General features: G+C 61.4%; 15 protein-coding genes. 4 read left to right on the top strand and 11 right to left on the bottom strand.

What is annotated here, in order from left to right:
• Positions 1-492: 492 nt before the first annotated feature.
• The 9 genes from P0O24_RS11110 to P0O24_RS11070 form a co-directional block, all read right to left on the bottom strand.
• Positions 493-666 (bottom strand): hypothetical protein, encoded by a 174-nt coding sequence (locus P0O24_RS11110; protein WP_316969825.1) that lies wholly within the window; start codon positions 664-666, stop codon positions 493-495.
• Positions 667-686: 20 nt separating this feature from the next.
• Positions 687-962 (bottom strand): amphi-Trp domain-containing protein, encoded by a 276-nt coding sequence (locus tag P0O24_RS11105; protein WP_316969824.1) that lies wholly within the window; start codon positions 960-962, stop codon positions 687-689.
• A gap of 179 nt (positions 963-1,141) precedes the next feature.
• Entirely contained in the window at positions 1,142-1,807 is a 666-nt protein-coding gene (radB, locus tag P0O24_RS11100) for a DNA repair and recombination protein RadB (protein WP_316969823.1), read from the bottom strand.
• A gap of 37 nt (positions 1,808-1,844) precedes the next feature.
• Positions 1,845-2,438, bottom strand: a complete 594-nt coding sequence (locus P0O24_RS11095) for a DUF447 domain-containing protein (protein WP_316969822.1) — start codon at positions 2,436-2,438, stop codon at positions 1,845-1,847.
• On the bottom strand, positions 2,435-3,307 hold the full coding sequence (locus P0O24_RS11090; RefSeq protein WP_316969821.1) for a triphosphoribosyl-dephospho-CoA synthase: 873 nt from the start codon (positions 3,305-3,307) through the stop codon (positions 2,435-2,437). Before P0O24_RS11090 ends, P0O24_RS11095 begins: the two co-directional genes overlap by 4 nt.
• Positions 3,304-4,272 (bottom strand): methanogenesis marker 9 domain-containing protein, encoded by a 969-nt coding sequence (locus P0O24_RS11085; protein WP_316969820.1) that lies wholly within the window; start codon positions 4,270-4,272, stop codon positions 3,304-3,306. The genes P0O24_RS11090 and P0O24_RS11085 overlap by 4 nt, the downstream gene beginning before the upstream one ends.
• Before the next feature lie 124 nt (positions 4,273-4,396).
• Positions 4,397-4,519: a desulfoferrodoxin FeS4 iron-binding domain-containing protein gene (locus P0O24_RS11080; protein WP_316969819.1), complete on the bottom strand. Its 123-nt coding sequence runs from the start codon at positions 4,517-4,519 to the stop codon at positions 4,397-4,399.
• A 119-nt stretch (positions 4,520-4,638) separates the two neighbouring features.
• Positions 4,639-5,430 carry a histone deacetylase family protein gene (locus tag P0O24_RS11075; protein ID WP_316969818.1) on the bottom strand — a complete coding sequence of 264 codons (792 nt, stop codon included), beginning with the start codon at positions 5,428-5,430 and terminating at the stop codon, positions 4,639-4,641.
• A 55-nt stretch (positions 5,431-5,485) separates the two neighbouring features.
• Positions 5,486-6,925 (bottom strand): B12-binding domain-containing radical SAM protein, encoded by a 1,440-nt coding sequence (locus P0O24_RS11070; RefSeq protein WP_316969817.1) that lies wholly within the window; start codon positions 6,923-6,925, stop codon positions 5,486-5,488.
• Between the two features lie 210 nt (positions 6,926-7,135).
• Here P0O24_RS11070 and P0O24_RS11065 point away from each other — a divergent pair, with 210 nt between their 5' ends.
• Positions 7,136-7,744 (top strand): DNA polymerase ligase N-terminal domain-containing protein, encoded by a 609-nt coding sequence (locus tag P0O24_RS11065; RefSeq protein WP_316969816.1) that lies wholly within the window; start codon positions 7,136-7,138, stop codon positions 7,742-7,744.
• A 64-nt stretch (positions 7,745-7,808) separates the two neighbouring features.
• Here the strand turns inward: P0O24_RS11065 and P0O24_RS11060 are convergent, their stop codons facing one another.
• Entirely contained in the window at positions 7,809-8,603 is a 795-nt protein-coding gene (locus tag P0O24_RS11060; protein WP_316969815.1) for a class I SAM-dependent methyltransferase, read from the bottom strand.
• Positions 8,604-8,732: 129 nt separating this feature from the next.
• Here P0O24_RS11060 and P0O24_RS11055 point away from each other — a divergent pair, with 129 nt between their 5' ends.
• Positions 8,733-9,773 carry a lysylphosphatidylglycerol synthase transmembrane domain-containing protein gene (locus tag P0O24_RS11055; RefSeq protein ID WP_316969814.1) on the top strand — a complete coding sequence of 347 codons (1,041 nt, stop codon included), beginning with the start codon at positions 8,733-8,735 and terminating at the stop codon, positions 9,771-9,773.
• A gap of 225 nt (positions 9,774-9,998) precedes the next feature.
• Here P0O24_RS11055 and carB read toward each other — a convergent pair whose 3' ends face one another.
• Positions 9,999-13,208 (bottom strand): carbamoyl-phosphate synthase large subunit, encoded by a 3,210-nt coding sequence (carB, locus tag P0O24_RS11050; RefSeq protein WP_316969813.1) that lies wholly within the window; start codon positions 13,206-13,208, stop codon positions 9,999-10,001.
• 334 nt (positions 13,209-13,542) lie between these two features.
• Here carB and csb2 point away from each other — a divergent pair, with 334 nt between their 5' ends.
• Both csb2 and cmr1 read left to right on the top strand, forming a co-directional pair.
• Positions 13,543-14,577: a type I-G CRISPR-associated protein Csb2 gene (gene csb2, locus P0O24_RS11045; RefSeq protein WP_316969812.1), complete on the top strand. Its 1,035-nt coding sequence runs from the start codon at positions 13,543-13,545 to the stop codon at positions 14,575-14,577.
• Positions 14,567-14,950: a type III-B CRISPR module RAMP protein Cmr1 gene (cmr1, locus tag P0O24_RS11040; RefSeq protein ID WP_316969811.1), complete on the top strand. Its 384-nt coding sequence runs from the start codon at positions 14,567-14,569 to the stop codon at positions 14,948-14,950. The genes csb2 and cmr1 overlap by 11 nt, the downstream gene beginning before the upstream one ends.
• The last annotated feature ends 88 nt before the right edge of the window (positions 14,951-15,038 follow it).

Genomic DNA, 15,038 nt, shown 5'->3' with positions numbered 1-15,038 from the left:
TATATTCTTATTCTTTATGAAGCTGGCCTTATTTGATCTCTATACAGAGTCGATTGATATCTATTCTCAAAAAATCGATAGCAGGAAAATTAATGAGCGTTCAAACCGTTAATGCGAAATGCCGGGTATCACTATAGTGTCCCCTTCTCGACATGATCCGTTATTAGCTTTACTGCAATATTATATCTCTCCTTGTGTTTACAATGAAAAATGTTTCGGTCACATCCAGATTATCCTCAGCAGTTCTGATACTGATATGGGAAATGAATGCACTTAGGCGCGTTAAGATCATCGAACTGGACTCTGGCTCGATGCTGACTTCTTTTAACGGCTTTCGGGTCCATAAGCAAAAGGTTGCCCCATGGCGGCGCTGCAAATACTCGCGGCGAGATCGTATGGCGCATTACCAAAGAAGAGCTCGAAGAGATGAGGGTAAGAGTGATGAGCATCTTCGAGGAAGATTCGGAAGCATGAGCCTCCGATAGAGATCCTCTACAGCTCCAGGGGCGAAGGCAGCATCGCTTCGCTCCTGAGCTTTCGGGCTCTCCCCCCAGCGGGACCTGCGTGGGCGCCTACCCCCATTAGGTCGAAGGTCGCCATCCAGCTCTCCCTCGATACAGCGGAGAAGGTAGAGCCGATAGGTCCCCTCGCCCCCGGGATCGCCATATTTCAGGTTCAATCCAGATTCAGGGGTTCTCTTTGAGCTTCAGCTGGACCTCAAGCTCCCTTCTTGCTGGATCATGCTTATACTGAACCTCGATCTTGATCGGCTCGGCGAGATTCACTCCCAGGGTCCAGTCCCCCGATGACGCCTCTACCCTTCCCCGAGCCTCGATCTCGTCGGCGAGGCCTCGAAAGGCGGCCGCCGCCTCGGAGGCGGTCATGTAAAACTCCTGCTCAAACTTCTCCCCACCTGTGGGGCTTCCCTTCGATTTGCCGAGCCTTCCGTTCATCTTGACCATTCATTTCACCGAAGCCCGTTTGCACTTAATTGCTAAATATACTTTCGGTATCGAGAGCTTGTATAAAGAGAGATAAAAAAGCGCGCGATCCTGATCTTCTGCGGCCGGGGGGGAGGAGGGGTATGTAGCCGTGGTGCCGGGGCGTCTGCCCAAGGGCGATCTTGCCGCCAACACCCCCATCACTCGACGCCCTTCGCGGTGATCAACAGCTCCGCCGTCGCCCCCTCGGCCATGGACCTGTGCTTCATCAGCCGGGCGGTCCTCTTCCCCTCCCCCTTCTTCTCCAGGAATATCGAGGTCTTGGTGGCGTGGTCCATCGCCATCCCCCCCAGGGGGCGGAGGTTTCCAGTCTCGATCTCCATGTAGACCTGGTTTGTGACCACCACCGGGATCCTGTGCCTCCTCGCCATCTCCTGGAGGTCGCCGAGCTGGGCCGCCAGCGCCCTCCGAACGGGCCTGTTGTCCTCCCCTTCGAAGGCGGCCCGGTACAGGGAGGTCGCCGAGTCGAGGACGACGAGGCCGAACTCCTTACCCATGATCCTGGTGGCGTCTTTGATGGAGGCGTGCTGCTGTTCCAGGTTCAGCGGCTCGAAGACGACGATCTTCGCCCCCACCTCCTTGGCCCCCTCCCCTGCGATCTGCTTGAACCTCTCGACGGAGAACCCCTCGGTATCGATGAAGATCACCTTATAGCCCCGGCCCACCGCCCCCACCGCCAGCTGGAGGATTATGTTCGTCTTGCCGGTCCCCGCCTCGCCGTAGATCTGGGTTATGACCCCCGGCTCAAACCCCCCACCCAGGAGCCGGTCCAGCCCATCACACCCCGAAGAGAGCCTCTCCTGCATCGTCCACCGTCGACTTCCAACAGCCCGTCAGAACTTTTCAGTCATCAATGGCTTGCTCCATCAGCTCATCGAGCCGGTCCATCGCCTCGATCTCCCTGGGGCCTCCGCACCGCCCCACGATCCGCCTTATCCTGAAGATCTCCTCGAGGTAGAGGTCGCTTCTCAGGGCGACGTAGCGGGTGGCGGCGACGGCCGCCTCCACCACCAGGTTAATCCCCCTGTTCACCGCCCGAAACTCCCTGCTCAATACCTCCCCCTTGACGAACTCCGCCTCCGGGAGGGCGATGTCCAGATCCTTGGGCTCACATTTAAAGAGCGCCCAGGCCTCGGCGTCCCTGAGGGTCAGCTCGCCGTCCCTATCGACGAACCTATCTTCGGGGATGTCGTTTAAAGCCGTCTCGACGAAGAGCATCGAATCGTGGGATACGTTGGCGACGAACTTTCCTTTGGCCAATATGTTGTCCCGGGTATGAGATCCGGCGAAGAGCCGGACCGAGAGGCGGTCGCCCTCCTTTATCAGCCCCATGGGCGCGGCGTTGGGGGCGCCCATCTCATCCTCCGTGGTGGCTATTATCTCGTTGATCCCATCAAATATCCCCAGCTCTTCGATCTCTCCAAGATCATAAATCATCCTTCTTCACTCCTGAGAATGGAGCCCTCCATCAGGGCTATGAAGAGGGCCGCGCCGATGATGTCCGCCGTCGACCCGGGGTTTACGTCCTCTTCTATGAACTCATCGTCCAGATCCCCGGCTAGGCGGAGGGTCTCGGAGACCTCGCGCCCCAGGATCGCCCTCGCCCTACAAGACGCCTCCTCCGCCTTGGCAGGGCCGAACTTCGAGGCGACGAGGCCGTCGGGGACCTGTGCCAGCGCTTCGAGGTAGGCGATGACCACCCCGTCGTTGATCCCCAGATCTCTGACCCTCTCTTTCAGGATCCCGGAGAGGGCGAAGCTCCTCTCAAAGCCCGTCGACCACTCCCTCGCCACGAGGTCATGGCCGGAGGAGAGGTGCATCAGGTCCAGGAGGGTCCTCTTCTCCGATAGCAATCGGTCCGATGAGGTGGGGTCCTCCAGGCTCATGTCCTCCACCTCCGCCACCCTCGCTCCGGCGATCCTGAAGGCGGCGTAGAACTCCACGGCATCCTCCGCCGTCGTCTCCTCCAGAACCTGGGCTACCTCTTCATGGAGATCTCCGCCCCTTCCTGCGGCCTTCGCCAGGGGGACGAGGAGGGCGATCGTCCCGAAGTGGGTGTTCTGGGATAGCCCCCAGCCCCTCCAGGCCGAGACCGCCCTCCTTATCAACGTGCCCGCCGGCTCTACTCCCAGGGCGGCGTCCCTGAATACGGGGTAGGCTGAGACGGCGCTGATCAGGAAGTGGTGGAACTTGATCTCCTCGAAGTCGTGGGACCGGTCGACGTTCCCCGGCTTCGGCGTGGAGGAGAGCTCGATGAGCATCGATAGCTGTGCCCCTTGCGCTATGCGGTCAGGATCCGTCTTCATCTCTTCAAAAGATCCTCGGAGAGCTTCTTCTTCAGCCTCATGTACTCGTCGGGGGAGATCCCGTGCCTCTCCAGGACCGCATCCCTCATGAAACAGGGCTTTGTTATCTTACAGCACCAGGTGAGGCTTCCAAAGCATGTCCCCTCCCCCGGCTCCAGGGGCGTCCCCCTCGTCAATGCGAGCTTCATATCGACGAACTCCTGGGGGGTTACATCGATCTTCTTGAGGGCTCCCAGGAGGGGGCAATTCTTGACGGGAGGACAGCAGAAGGCGACGGCCCGCAGGTCCCCCCCGGAGCAGATGTGCTTTGGGGCGTTGTACCAGCCGACGATCTTCTGGTATCTCTTCAGGGCGTCGGCGAGCCAATTGACGAACTCGGGGTCTGCCTTATCCGATAGGGATATCATATCTGCCCCCATGGAGAGGATCTCCTTGGCGGCCTTGAAGTCGCCGACTTCGATCCTCGCCATGATGGGGGGGGACCCGCCTTCAGAGATCCTCTTCACCACCTTCGCCGCCCCGGGGCCGGCACCCCGGAGGTCGAGGTGGAGGAGGTCGGCCCCCGCCTCCTTCAGCTCCCTCCCGAGGGTCCTGAGATCCCCGACGGCGTCGGGGCCCACCCTCACCGATAGGGTGGCGCCCATCCTCTTGACCGCTTCTACGGCGTCGGCGACCTCGCCGGTCCGGGGGAGGACCACCTCCATCAGCCGCCCCTCTTCCGCAGCCATCCTCCCTGCCTCTGCCAGGTCTTCGATCTCCCCTCCCGTCGTCGAGAACCCCAGGGCCGAAGGGCTCTGCCACCCTTCCATCGCCCTCTTTATCTCTGAGGGGGCCGCCTCGGAGAGGTCGAAACGCCCCAGCATTACCAGCCCTGCCGAGCCGTTGAGGCTTCCGGGGTTCCGGGAGCCATTCGGCGAGACGATCCCCAGAGGGTTGTCCAGTTTCAGGTATCCGATCTCAAGCATCAATATCGGGCCCCATCTCGACTCCCTTCGCGGGGATATCAGCTTTTCGGCCTGATGTCGCCTTCGACGGCCCGGCGTTTGAAGCCGCCATTCTAATACAATCCTGGGTTAAAAAAAGGTCCGATCATCCCTTCTTGGCCGGGACCATCGGCTTTCCGCAGCAGACGAGCTGGCCTGCGCCAGCCTCTTTGACCTCGACGACGTTTCCGCAGACGTCACACCGATAAACCTCACCTACTTTGGTCATATTCTTCTCACCTCTACCCTCAACTCGTGGCCTATAACTTTAAGTCTCTTTTGCCGGAGGGTCCGGCCTCGGTAGGGCGGGGGATCGGGTCGATAGAGGAGAAAGGGCCGAGCCGGAGCTTAATCTCCTCCAAACCCCTCAACGAAGCTTCTGATGCAGAGGGGGAGGTCCTGGTGATAGCCGCCCTCCAGGACGGCGAACCTGCGACCCGCGCTCTTCTCCTCCGCCCCCTCCCGGAGGATCCGGCCGATCTCGCGGTAGTCGGCGAGGTCGATGAGGCCGCCCCAGTCGAGAACGTAGGTGTCAAACCCCGCCGAGACGGCGAGGAGGTCGAAGTCGGACTCCGCGACGGCCCTCTCCACCTGACCGATGTAGCCCGCCGGATCGAGGGCAAGATAGTCGAATCCGGGGTCGATGGCGCCCACATTCACAACCTTCACGCCATCATCCCACCGGAATATCCCGACGGTCCCGTCGCCGTAGTGGAGGTCGATGTCGACGATCAGGACCTTACCCGTCCGCCCCTCGATCTTGCCCTCTATCCGATCTTCAATCTTCCTGACGGCGACGGCGACGTTGTTGAAGTAGCACATCCCCCAGGCGGTGGTGGCGGAGGCGTGGTGGCCCGGCGGCCTGACAAGGGCGAAGGCGGCTTTGCCCCGGAGGGCGATCTCAGCGGCGAGATTCGCCCCGCCGGCCGCCAGTAGGGCGGGAGCCAGCATCCCCTTCCTTCTTACCATCTCAATGTGCTCTCTGCTGTGGACCCTCGATACGTCTTCGAGGCTCGCAGGGAGGGGCTCCACGAAGTCGTGGCCCTGAAGCTTTCGGGCGGAGAGCCTCGCCCGGTCGGGCCCCTCCACGGGGTTTGCTGAGTACCGCTCTTCGAACTTCTCCGAATATACGATCTTCAAGATCGCACCCCGGCCAGCTTCGACGTCATCTCTCTTACCATCAATCCTTTCCCCTTCAATCCCGATCCAGCATCCTCGGGCCAGCGCCGTAGTCGAACCTGTTAGCCCTGACGAGGCAGGATAATAGCACCCTGATCCCGGCGACCCCCGCCTCAGCGTAGGCCTTCTTCCAGATCCTCGCCGATGACCGCAGGGGCGCAGTCCGGGGGTTCACCTTCCTCATGGACCAGTCGAGGAGGTCCTCCATCTCCTCTGGCGATAAATTCGGGTGGTTCCAGACGAGGTGCTTTCCGTCGAAGTGGTGGTAGTCGAGGTCGGATATCCCGTACCTTTCGGCGACCTCCTCCCAGAGCTTCGTTCTGGGCAGCGGGGTTAGGACGCAGATCTGGGTGAGGTCGAGCTTGAGGGAGGCGAGCCTCTCTACGTCCTCTCTTATCGAAGAGGCCGTATCCGTCGGAAAGCCTATCATGTAGTAGCCGACGGTCCCCAGGCCGTGGCTCTTCAGTTTTTCGACCGTCTCCAGGATCTCCCCGGCCGCCTCCCTCTTCGCGACGCCGTCGAGGACCTCCTGGTGGAAGTTCTCGATCCCGATGGCGGCGCCGGCAAAGCCCCTGACGGGGTTACGGCCTTTGCCAGCCCCGCTGGAGGGCCGCTGCCTCCTCAAATCCGCCCACTCGTCGATCTTATCTATCAGGTAGTCGGCCCGAGCCATGCAACCCCATACCATCCCGTACTCGTCGAGGAGCTGCGCGACCCGGTCGGCGTGGCTGCGGTTGGCGCCGAAGCTCTCGTCCTCGATGACGACGACGTTGATCCCCTGGTCCCTGTAGTACGACAAAACCCTCTCGATCGACTCCAGGGGGAGGGGCTTGGGCCGGTTGCAGAAGGAGGTCGCCTGACAGAAGCTGCAGCCGACGGAGCAGCCCCGGATGGTGAAGAGGGCGCCGTAGATGTTCAGCTTCAGGCCGATGGGGGTGTCCAGGTGCTCGACCAGGGGCGGGTGAATGATCTCGTCGACCTTTCTGTTGAAGAAGGGGGCGACCTGCTCTTCGGCGTAGCCGACGAAGACCCTGTCGAACTTCTCCTGGACGGACGGGGTGAGGGCTCCGTAGTTTCCGGCCCAGACCTCGCCGACCGCCCCGGACGCCCGGGCGAAATCTGCCATCGCGACCGCCTCCTCCGTCTCGCTGATGTAGAAGGATATGCCGACTACGTCCCATCCCTCGGCGAGCCTCTCTTTGTACCCCTCGAAGGTGGGAAACTCGACGATCTGCAGCTCCGGGATGTTCTGCTTGAGGAACCGCAGGCCGAAGGACTGGTCCCTCGGCCAGCGGAACCTAAACCACCGCGACCGGGAGTTGGCGCCGATGTAGTCGTACCCCTCCCCCTCTCTATACACCGTGGTGAAGAGGACCCGGGGGGTGGCATGTGGCGGAGCCTCCGTCCTGCCGCCTGGGGAGATCCCCTCCGGCTCTTCATGATCGTCGATCTTCATCGGTCGCCTCCATAATTATAGTCACCTTTTGATTTAAATTCGGTTTCCGTGTCGGCGCTCCTCCCTCTATCCCGCCGTTAAATATAGTTCGTGACATGGGATGGAGTGGGCGACCGATGGGCGATATTCATCACGAAGGATGCGATGAGCCCCGTCAGATCCGAGCCCTCCCATCAATTGATTAAGAATCGGTGATATAATCTCACCCGCATGCCCGAAGTTGATAAGCTCCAAGCCTACCGCAAAAAAAGGGATTTCTCCAGGACCAGCGAGCCCCCCGGCTCCGGCGGGATAACGCCAGGCGATAAGCCCCGCTTCTCGGTCCAGAAGCATCGGGCGAAGAAGCTCCACTACGACCTCCGCCTCGATGTCGGGGGCGTCCTGAAGTCCTGGGCCGTCCCCAAGGGTCCCTCCCTCGATACGAAGACAAAGCGGCTCGCCGTCCCCACCGAGGACCACCCCCTCGACTACATCGACTTCGAGGGGACGATCCCCACAGGAGAGTACGGAGCCGGCACCGTCATCGTCTGGGATATCGGGACCTACGAGAACACCACCAGCGCCGATGGAAAGGAGGTCTCGATCGCCGAGGCGCTGGAGCGGGGCCACGCCACCTTCCTTCTCTCGGGAGAGAAGCTTCGGGGCGGCTATGCCCTCACCCGGACCGGCCGGGGGAAGAACGAGCGGTGGATCCTGGTTAAGATGAAGGACGACTTCGCGAAAGCCGATGACGACGTCCTGGAGAGAGAGCCCAACTCCGCCCTGACGGGAAGGTCCCTGAAGGAGGTGGAAGAAGAAGACGAGGGGCGGGCTGCATAAGACACAGGCAGCGACGATCTGAGAGCGGAAGATTCGATCTTGGACGATCTGCTTTGCCGTCTCTTCAGATCCCGGGCCTCTCTGCCACCGCCTCGAGCCTCACCATCCCCACGTGGACCCTCCCCTCGCCGTCGGGAGGATGGAGGCGGAGGTACCTCCCTACGATCTCGGATATGAACTCCCGGCGGCGGTCCTCAGGGACCCTCTCCAGGTAGGGTAGCCAGGTAGACTCGATCCAGCCGGCGAATCCCGCAGGCCCCGGCTGGACCATATCCTTCTGGATCAGCTCCACCCTCAGGGGAACGAGCCCCGCCTCTTCGATCCAGATCCGGTACTCTTCGGGGCCGAAGAAGGCGTACCGGAAGTCGAACCCCTCGAAGGAGCGCCGCCAGCTATCTTCTTTGATAATCCCGTCGGCGATGGCCAGGGCCCCGGCGGCGTTGCCGCGGCCGCCGAACTGCAGGAAGGCCCTCCCGCCGGGCTTCAGCGCCCGCCGGATCCCCCGGAGGACGGGTCCATGGTCGCCGACCCAGTGGAGGGCGGCGAAGGAGACGACGAGGTCGAACTCCCCGTCGAAGTCGAGGTTCCGAGCGTCGCCGAGCTGGAACGATAGGTTCGCATGCTCCTCTTGCGGATGCCTCTCTGCCGCGAAGGCGACCATCGCTGCGGAGCTGTCGATCCCCAGGACGGATCCATCGGGGACGAGGTCGGCGACCTTCGCCGTGATCTTGCCGTCGCCAGAGCCTATGTCCAGGACCCTCTCGTCCCCATCGATCTCGACCTTGGACAGTAGCTCTGCAGCCCATAACTGCTGGGCTTCTGAGCTCTTCTCGTACTCATCCGGCTTCCAGCTGTGCAATTGTCATACCCCCTCTATTAGTCGTCCTTTCGAGATGGGACCGCAGCCCATCCGGCTCGCGCCGCCGTAAGAGCCTCCACCATCTATTAGCGGATAACTATTTCTCCGGCCGACGCCTCCATCGGCGGCGTGGTCCAAGACGCGGAGCTTCCTACCATAAACCCTCGAAGATCGACGGCCCTGGTCGTCCTGGGCCTATCCGCCTACTTCGCCTACCTCTACAGCCTGGGGCTCGGGGACGTCACGGCGGCTCTCGCGGAGGTAGACCTCGCCATCTTCGGCCTCGCCTTCGTCTTCTCCCTTTTGGACGTCGTCTTCAACGCCCTATCCTGGCAGACGGTGGTCCGGGAGCTGGACTGTCGGATCTCTCTATGGGACGTCTTCTCCATCTACATGTCCAGCATATTCTTGAACAACCTCATCCCCTCGGGGTCCGTCTCCGGGGAGGCCGGACGGATTTACTTCCTCTCCAAGATCGCCGGGAACGGGAGGCTTGAGGCCAGCACCGCCACCGTCGCCGTCACCAGGATCATAACGGCGATCCCCTTCTTCCTGGGGATCTCCCTGGGCCTCGCCTACCTCGTCCTGTGGTACGAAGTTCCCAACTGGGCTCTGACCACCTGCTTCACGATGGTAATCCTGATGGCTTCTGCAGGCCTCCTCCTTCTGGGCTTCTGCTCTTCGGAGAGCTGGCTGCTGGGCACCGTAAACTTCCTCCTCGATCAGGTGGAGAGGTCGTTTAAGAGGAGCGTAAACAGGAGCTTATGCTCCACCATGACCCGCCAGTTCCAGCAGAGCATCTTCCTTCTCAAAAATAGAAGCGGATCCATAATATTGAGCTTCTTCTGGGCGTTCTGTGGCTGGCTCTCTTTAAACCTCGTGGCTTATGCAGCGTTCCGGTCCTTGGGGGTGGAGATCCCCATATTCGCCATATTTGCGGTCTACTCGGTGATCATGGTCTTCCAGACCCTCCCCCTGATCCTCCCAGGAGGGGTTGGGATCGTCGACATCCTCATGGTCGCCCTCTTCACCGCCGTGGGAGTATCGCTCCACGACGCCGCGGCGGCGACGATCCTGGCGAGGGTCGCCCAGCTCTGGTTTCACACCCTCTTAGGAGGGATATGCACCGCCCACCTCCTGAGGAAGGTCGGCAACGGCGAAGATCGATGAGAATGATAGAAGAATTAGCGGTGGATATCGGAGATGGAGAAGAAGGGGATATCGTAGAATGAGATATCGGGGATATCTCCGTTCATCCCACGATATCGGGGATATCTCCGTTCATCCCACGATATCGGGGATATCTCCGTTCATCCCACGATATCGGGGATATCTCCGTTCATCCCACGATATCGGGGATATCTCCGTTCATCCCACGACCCCCTGGCCGTCTCTTCATCCTTCGATCTCGGCGTGATACTCCTGGAGGGACTTGACCCCCGACCTGCCGTTGATGAAGGCCGCGATCCCCTTGGCCGCCGCCGAAGCTGCGGCGGGGGTGGTGATGTAAGGCACCCTGTACTTGATAGCCGCCTTCCGGATGTAGGAGTCGTCGTACTGGCTCGCCTTTCCGATGGGAGTGTTGACGACGAGCTGAACCTCCCCGTTCTTGATGGCGTCGTCGATGTTGGGCCTTCCCTCGGTGAGCTTCAGGATATGCTCGGATTCTATCCCGTTTTCGGCGAGGAAGTCGCGAGTGCCACCAGTCGCCCTGATGGCAAACCCGAGCTTATAGAACTCCCTTGCAGCTTCCAGGACGTTCCCCCTGTCCTTGGAGGCGACGGTGATCAGAACCGACCCCCCCTTCGGCAGGATCTGCTTCGCCGCCTCCTCCGCCTTGTAGAAGGCCATCCCGAAGGAGTCGGCCATCCCCAGGACCTCCCCCGTCGACCTCATCTCAGGCCCCAGGAGAGGGTCGACCTCCGGGAACATGTTGAAGGGGAATACCGCCTCCTTGACCCCGAAGTGGGGGATCTTCCTCTCCCGGAGGGAGAGGTCCGAGAGCTTCTTTCCCATCATAAGCTCTGTCGCGATCCGGGCCATGGAGACGTTGCAGACCTTCGATACGAGGGGGACTGTCCTGGAAGCCCTGGGATTCGCCTCCAGGACGTAGACGGCGTCCCTTGCGATGGCGTACTGCATGTTCATGAGGCCGACGACCCCGAGCTCTCCCGCGATCCGCCGGGTGTACTCTTTTATCGTCGCAAGGTGTTTTGCGGGGATCGTCACCGGGGGTATGACGCAGGCGGAGTCGCCGGAGTGGACCCCGGCCTGCTCGATATGTTCCATCACCGCCGGAACGAAGGTTTCAGTCCCGTCGGAGAGGGCGTCCGCCTCCGCCTCCAGGGCGTTCTCCAGGAACCGGTCGATGAGGATCGGCCGCTCCGGCGTCACGTCGACGGCGGCGGCGACGTACCGCTCCAGCATCTCCTCGTCGTAGATCACCTCCATGCCGCGCCCTCCGAGGACGTAGGAGGGTCGGACCATGAGGGGGTAGCCGATCCGGGCCGCCACCTCCAGCGCCTCTCCGAGGTTGCTCGCCATCCCAGACTCGGGCATGGGGACGTTCATCTTCTCCATCATCATCCTGAACCGGTCCCGGTCTTCGGCTAGATCGATGGCGTCGACGGTCGTCCCGAAGATCCTGGCGCCGGCCTCCTCCAGCTCTCTAGCTATGTTCAGGGGGGTCTGGCCCCCGAACTGGACTATCATCCCCTCCGGCCTCTCCTTCTCGTAGATGCTGAGGACGTCCTCGACCGTAAGGGGCTCGAAGTAGAGCTTGTCGGAGGTGTCGTAGTCGGTGGAGACGGTCTCGGGGTTGCAGTTGACCATGATCGTCTCGTAGCCGAGGTCCCGGAGGGCGAAGGCGGCGTGGACGCAACAGTAGTCGAACTCGATCCCCTGGCCGATCCGGTTGGGACCGCCGCCCAGGACCATCACCTTCCGCCGGTCGGTCGTCTTTGTGACGTCGGGCCCGTTGTAGGTGGAGTAGTAGTATGCGGCGTCTTCGACGCCGCTGACGGGGACGGGGTGCCACCCCTGGACTATCCCCAGGGCTTTTCTGCGGCTGCGGATATCCGTCTCGCAGACCGCCAACAGCCTGGCGAGATACCCGTCGGCGAAGCCGTCCTTCTTCGCCCTCTCCAGGAGGGCGTCGGGAAGCTCTCCTCCCTTCCCCCGGTACGCGAGGATCTCCTCTTCCAGGTCGACGAGCTCCTTCATCTCCTGGATGAACCAGCCCTTGATGCTGGTGATATCGCTTATCTCCTGGACCCCCGCCCCCTTCCGGAGGGCTTCGTAGATGATGAACTGCCGCTCGCTCGTCGGCCACTTCAGCATATCCAGCAGCTCTGCCAGGGGCCTCTCGTAGAAGTCTTTGGCAAAGCCGAGGCCGTACCTTCCGATCTCAAGGGACCTGATCGCCTTCTGGAGGGCCTCTTTGTAGGTCTTGCCGATGGCCATCGCCTCCCCGACGGCCTTCATCTGGGTTCCGAGCCTGTCTTCGGCGCCCCTGAACTTCTCGAAGGCCCAGCGGGCGAACTTCACCACCACATAATCGCCGGAAGGGGTGTACTTGTCGAGGGTTCCCTCCCGCCAGTAGGGGATCTCGTCGAGGGTCATGCCGCTGGCGAGCTTCGCCGAGACGAGGGCGATGGGAAAGCCGGTGGCCTTGGAGGCGAGGGCCGAGGAGCGGCTCGTCCGCGGGTTGATCTCGATGACGACGACCCGATCGGTCTTGGGGTCGTGGGCGAACTGGACGTTCGTCCCCCCGATCACCTCGATCGCCTCGACGATCCGATAAGAGTAGTCCTGGAGCCTCTCCTGAAGCTCTTTGGAGATCGTCAGCATCGGGGCGGTGCAGTAGGAGTCGCCGGTATGGACCCCCATGGGGTCGACGTTCTCGATGAAGCAGACGGTGATCTTCTGGTTTTTAGCGTCCCTGACCACCTCCAGCTCCAGCTCCTCCCACCCCAGGACCGACTCCTCGATGAGGATCTGGCCGATGAGGCTCGCGGAGATGCCGCGGCTTGCGACGGTCCGCAGCTCCTCGACGTTGTAGACGAGGCCGCCGCCGGTCCCTCCCATGGTGTAGGCGGGCCTGACGACGACGGGGTACCCCAGCTCCGCCGCCACCTTCTCCGCGTCCTCGACGGAATAGACGGCGGTGCTCCTGGGGATCTCGATCCCCAGCCGGTTCATCGTCTCCTTGAATATGATCCGGTCCTCCCCCCGCTCTATGGCGTCGAGCTCGACGCCGATCACCTGGACGCCGTACCTCTCGAGGACCCCGGCCTTCGCCAGCTCCAAGCTTAAGTTCAGGCCGGACTGGCCGCCGAGGTTCGGCAGAAGGGCGTCGGGCCTCTCCTTCTCGATGATCTGGGTGATCCTCTCTACGTTGAGGGGCTCGATGTAAGTGGCGTCCGCCATCCCCGGGTCGGTCATTATCGTAGCGGGGTTTGAGTTCACCAGGACTATCTCGTATCCCAGCTCCCGGAGGGCCTTGCAGGCCTGGGTTCCGGAGTAGTCGAATTCGCAGGCCTGCCCTATGACGATGGGCCCAGACCCGATGATCATGATCTTCTTGATGTCTTCTCGCTTCGGCACCTTTCCGCCTCCTCCTAATCCTGATCCTTCATCTCGGTCTCGTCTCTTCAAAAGCCACAGTGCCGTACATGGCATGGGATAAAAAGGCTGTTGCTGGACGGGATCCGGCGGCGGGGCGTGGCCGGGAGGGAGGAGGTGGGGGGGGAGTTGGTGGGCCGTCCCTCCCACCCTTCTTCCCTTTCAGGGGAGGTCTAAGCTGGTGCGAGTTCAATGAACCTATAATGATAAAAATTTTGACTACATAATATGGGGCTTACTTTGGCGGAGGTCATAACCCCAATAATAAGGAATTTGCGGCAGATTTTTATACTGAAACCCCCATCTATTTCGACCGATGAGGGATGGGGTCGCCGCCGGGTTTCATGGGGAGATATTCCGCCAGAGGGAGGAAGGAGGATCGAGGCTCGCGGGCCCCGAGAGCGGGGGGATCGGCCGCCTCCCATCAGGGGAGGCGGGGGCCGCCCTGAAGGCCATCAGCTCTTCGGAAGACCGATCCGGCCCCTCCCCCCGATATTCTCGATATCCCATGAATTCAATGAGATCCCCCGAGCTCCGCCGGGGCCTGATCCCCGGGCCCACCGTCGGACGCTTCGCCCTGGCGGGCAGGTCGCCGAGGCTCACCGATGCCATCGTCCTCGCGGAGCGGGTCCACGCCGCCCTCGTCGAGCTCTCCGACGGATCGGCGACCTTCACCGGCTGCGACGGGGAGGGACGGCCCCTCTCGGGCCACAACCACGCCTTCATCCTCCCCGAGTCGGTCGAGGCCCTGGGACGGGGCAGGGAGGGCGAGGTGACCTCCGTCACCGTCTACGCCCCCGCAGGCTTCGGCTCTCGCGAAACAGCCGCTCTAGAAGCCCTCCGGGAGGTCCGAGGCGACGGGATCGCCGCCGACCTAACACTCCTCGCCCTCGGCTTCCCAGGCGACTTCGGCGGGACCGATGCGGCCAGGGGAGGCTCCCCCCTCCTCGCTGAGTCCAAGACCTGGACCTCCCGGACGCCCTTCATCCCCACAAGACACCCCAAGGCGACCCGGGCGGGGGCGGCGAAGCTCGACCCGTCCGGAAGACAGATCGCAGGCCCCGAGCACGAGCTCTTGCGCCTCCTGGCCCTGGCGGGTTTTCCGGAGCCTGCAGCCGTCGAGGCCGTCTCCTTCACCGATATCGCGGGGGAGCGGGTCGGATGGTCGAGCTTCCGGAGGGCGCGAAACAGGGGGGACGGGAGGAGGGCGGGGTCCGCAGGGTACGGCTTTCGGATCGAGTTTGCGGAATCCGTCCGGGGGCCGGTGGCGGTGGGGTACGGGGCGTACTTTGGGATGGGGGGTTTGAGGATGGAGATCGACTATAGGGCAGGAAATTATTATGGATGTTAGAATTCAAACTCTTACGCCTCTATGGACTGGCGGGGTGAAGGCGGGCAAGGTGGATAGCATCCACGAAACAGGCATCATCGGTAGTATGCGCTGGTGGTACGAGGTCGTTGTTCGGGGGCTGGGTGGAGATGCATGTGATCCAAGTAAGGCAAATTGTGCCTTTGACGAAGAAAAGGACCATGAGGGCCTGTGCGACGTCTGTCGGGTCTTTGGAGCCACCGGTTGGAAGCGCAGGTTTCGATTGGCTATTCGGGATACAGACCTGTATCCAGACGAACGAGTTAAAAATGTTCAAATCTGGAAGAGCAGACACACGTCTAAATGGTATTTTCCAGGTAACTATTCAGCCTCCTTTTCAGAATACCCGAAATAAGCGTGAAAAATGGATGACGATATATTCGTAGTCAATATCTAGATTTAACCGAAAAATTTATGATATATAAAAGCTTATTTTTTGGTGA

It is taken from the genome of Candidatus Methanocrinis alkalitolerans, from assembly GCF_029167205.1.
In the GTDB taxonomy this organism is placed as follows: Archaea; Halobacteriota; Methanosarcinia; order Methanotrichales; family Methanotrichaceae; genus Methanocrinis; species Methanocrinis alkalitolerans.
This window is presented reverse-complemented; position numbering and strand designations above follow the sequence as displayed.

Coding starts and splice junctions, on each gene's coding strand:
- P0O24_RS11085 (WP_316969820.1), bottom strand. CDS start 4,272: ATGCTTGAGATCGGATACCTGAAACTGGACAACCCTCTGGGGATCGTC.
- radB (WP_316969823.1), bottom strand. CDS start 1,807: ATGCAGGAGAGGCTCTCTTCGGGGTGTGATGGGCTGGACCGGCTCCTG.
- P0O24_RS11090 (WP_316969821.1), bottom strand. CDS start 3,307: ATGAAGACGGATCCTGACCGCATAGCGCAAGGGGCACAGCTATCGATG.
- P0O24_RS11080 (WP_316969819.1), bottom strand. CDS start 4,519: ATGACCAAAGTAGGTGAGGTTTATCGGTGTGACGTCTGCGGAAACGTC.
- P0O24_RS11070 (WP_316969817.1), bottom strand. CDS start 6,925: ATGAAGATCGACGATCATGAAGAGCCGGAGGGGATCTCCCCAGGCGGC.
- P0O24_RS11110 (WP_316969825.1), bottom strand. CDS start 666: ATGGCGATCCCGGGGGCGAGGGGACCTATCGGCTCTACCTTCTCCGCT.
- cmr1 (WP_316969811.1), top strand. CDS start 14,567: ATGGATGTTAGAATTCAAACTCTTACGCCTCTATGGACTGGCGGGGTG.
- csb2 (WP_316969812.1), top strand. CDS start 13,543: ATGAGGGATGGGGTCGCCGCCGGGTTTCATGGGGAGATATTCCGCCAG.
- P0O24_RS11095 (WP_316969822.1), bottom strand. CDS start 2,438: ATGATTTATGATCTTGGAGAGATCGAAGAGCTGGGGATATTTGATGGG.
- P0O24_RS11105 (WP_316969824.1), bottom strand. CDS start 962: ATGGTCAAGATGAACGGAAGGCTCGGCAAATCGAAGGGAAGCCCCACA.
- P0O24_RS11065 (WP_316969816.1), top strand. CDS start 7,136: ATGCCCGAAGTTGATAAGCTCCAAGCCTACCGCAAAAAAAGGGATTTC.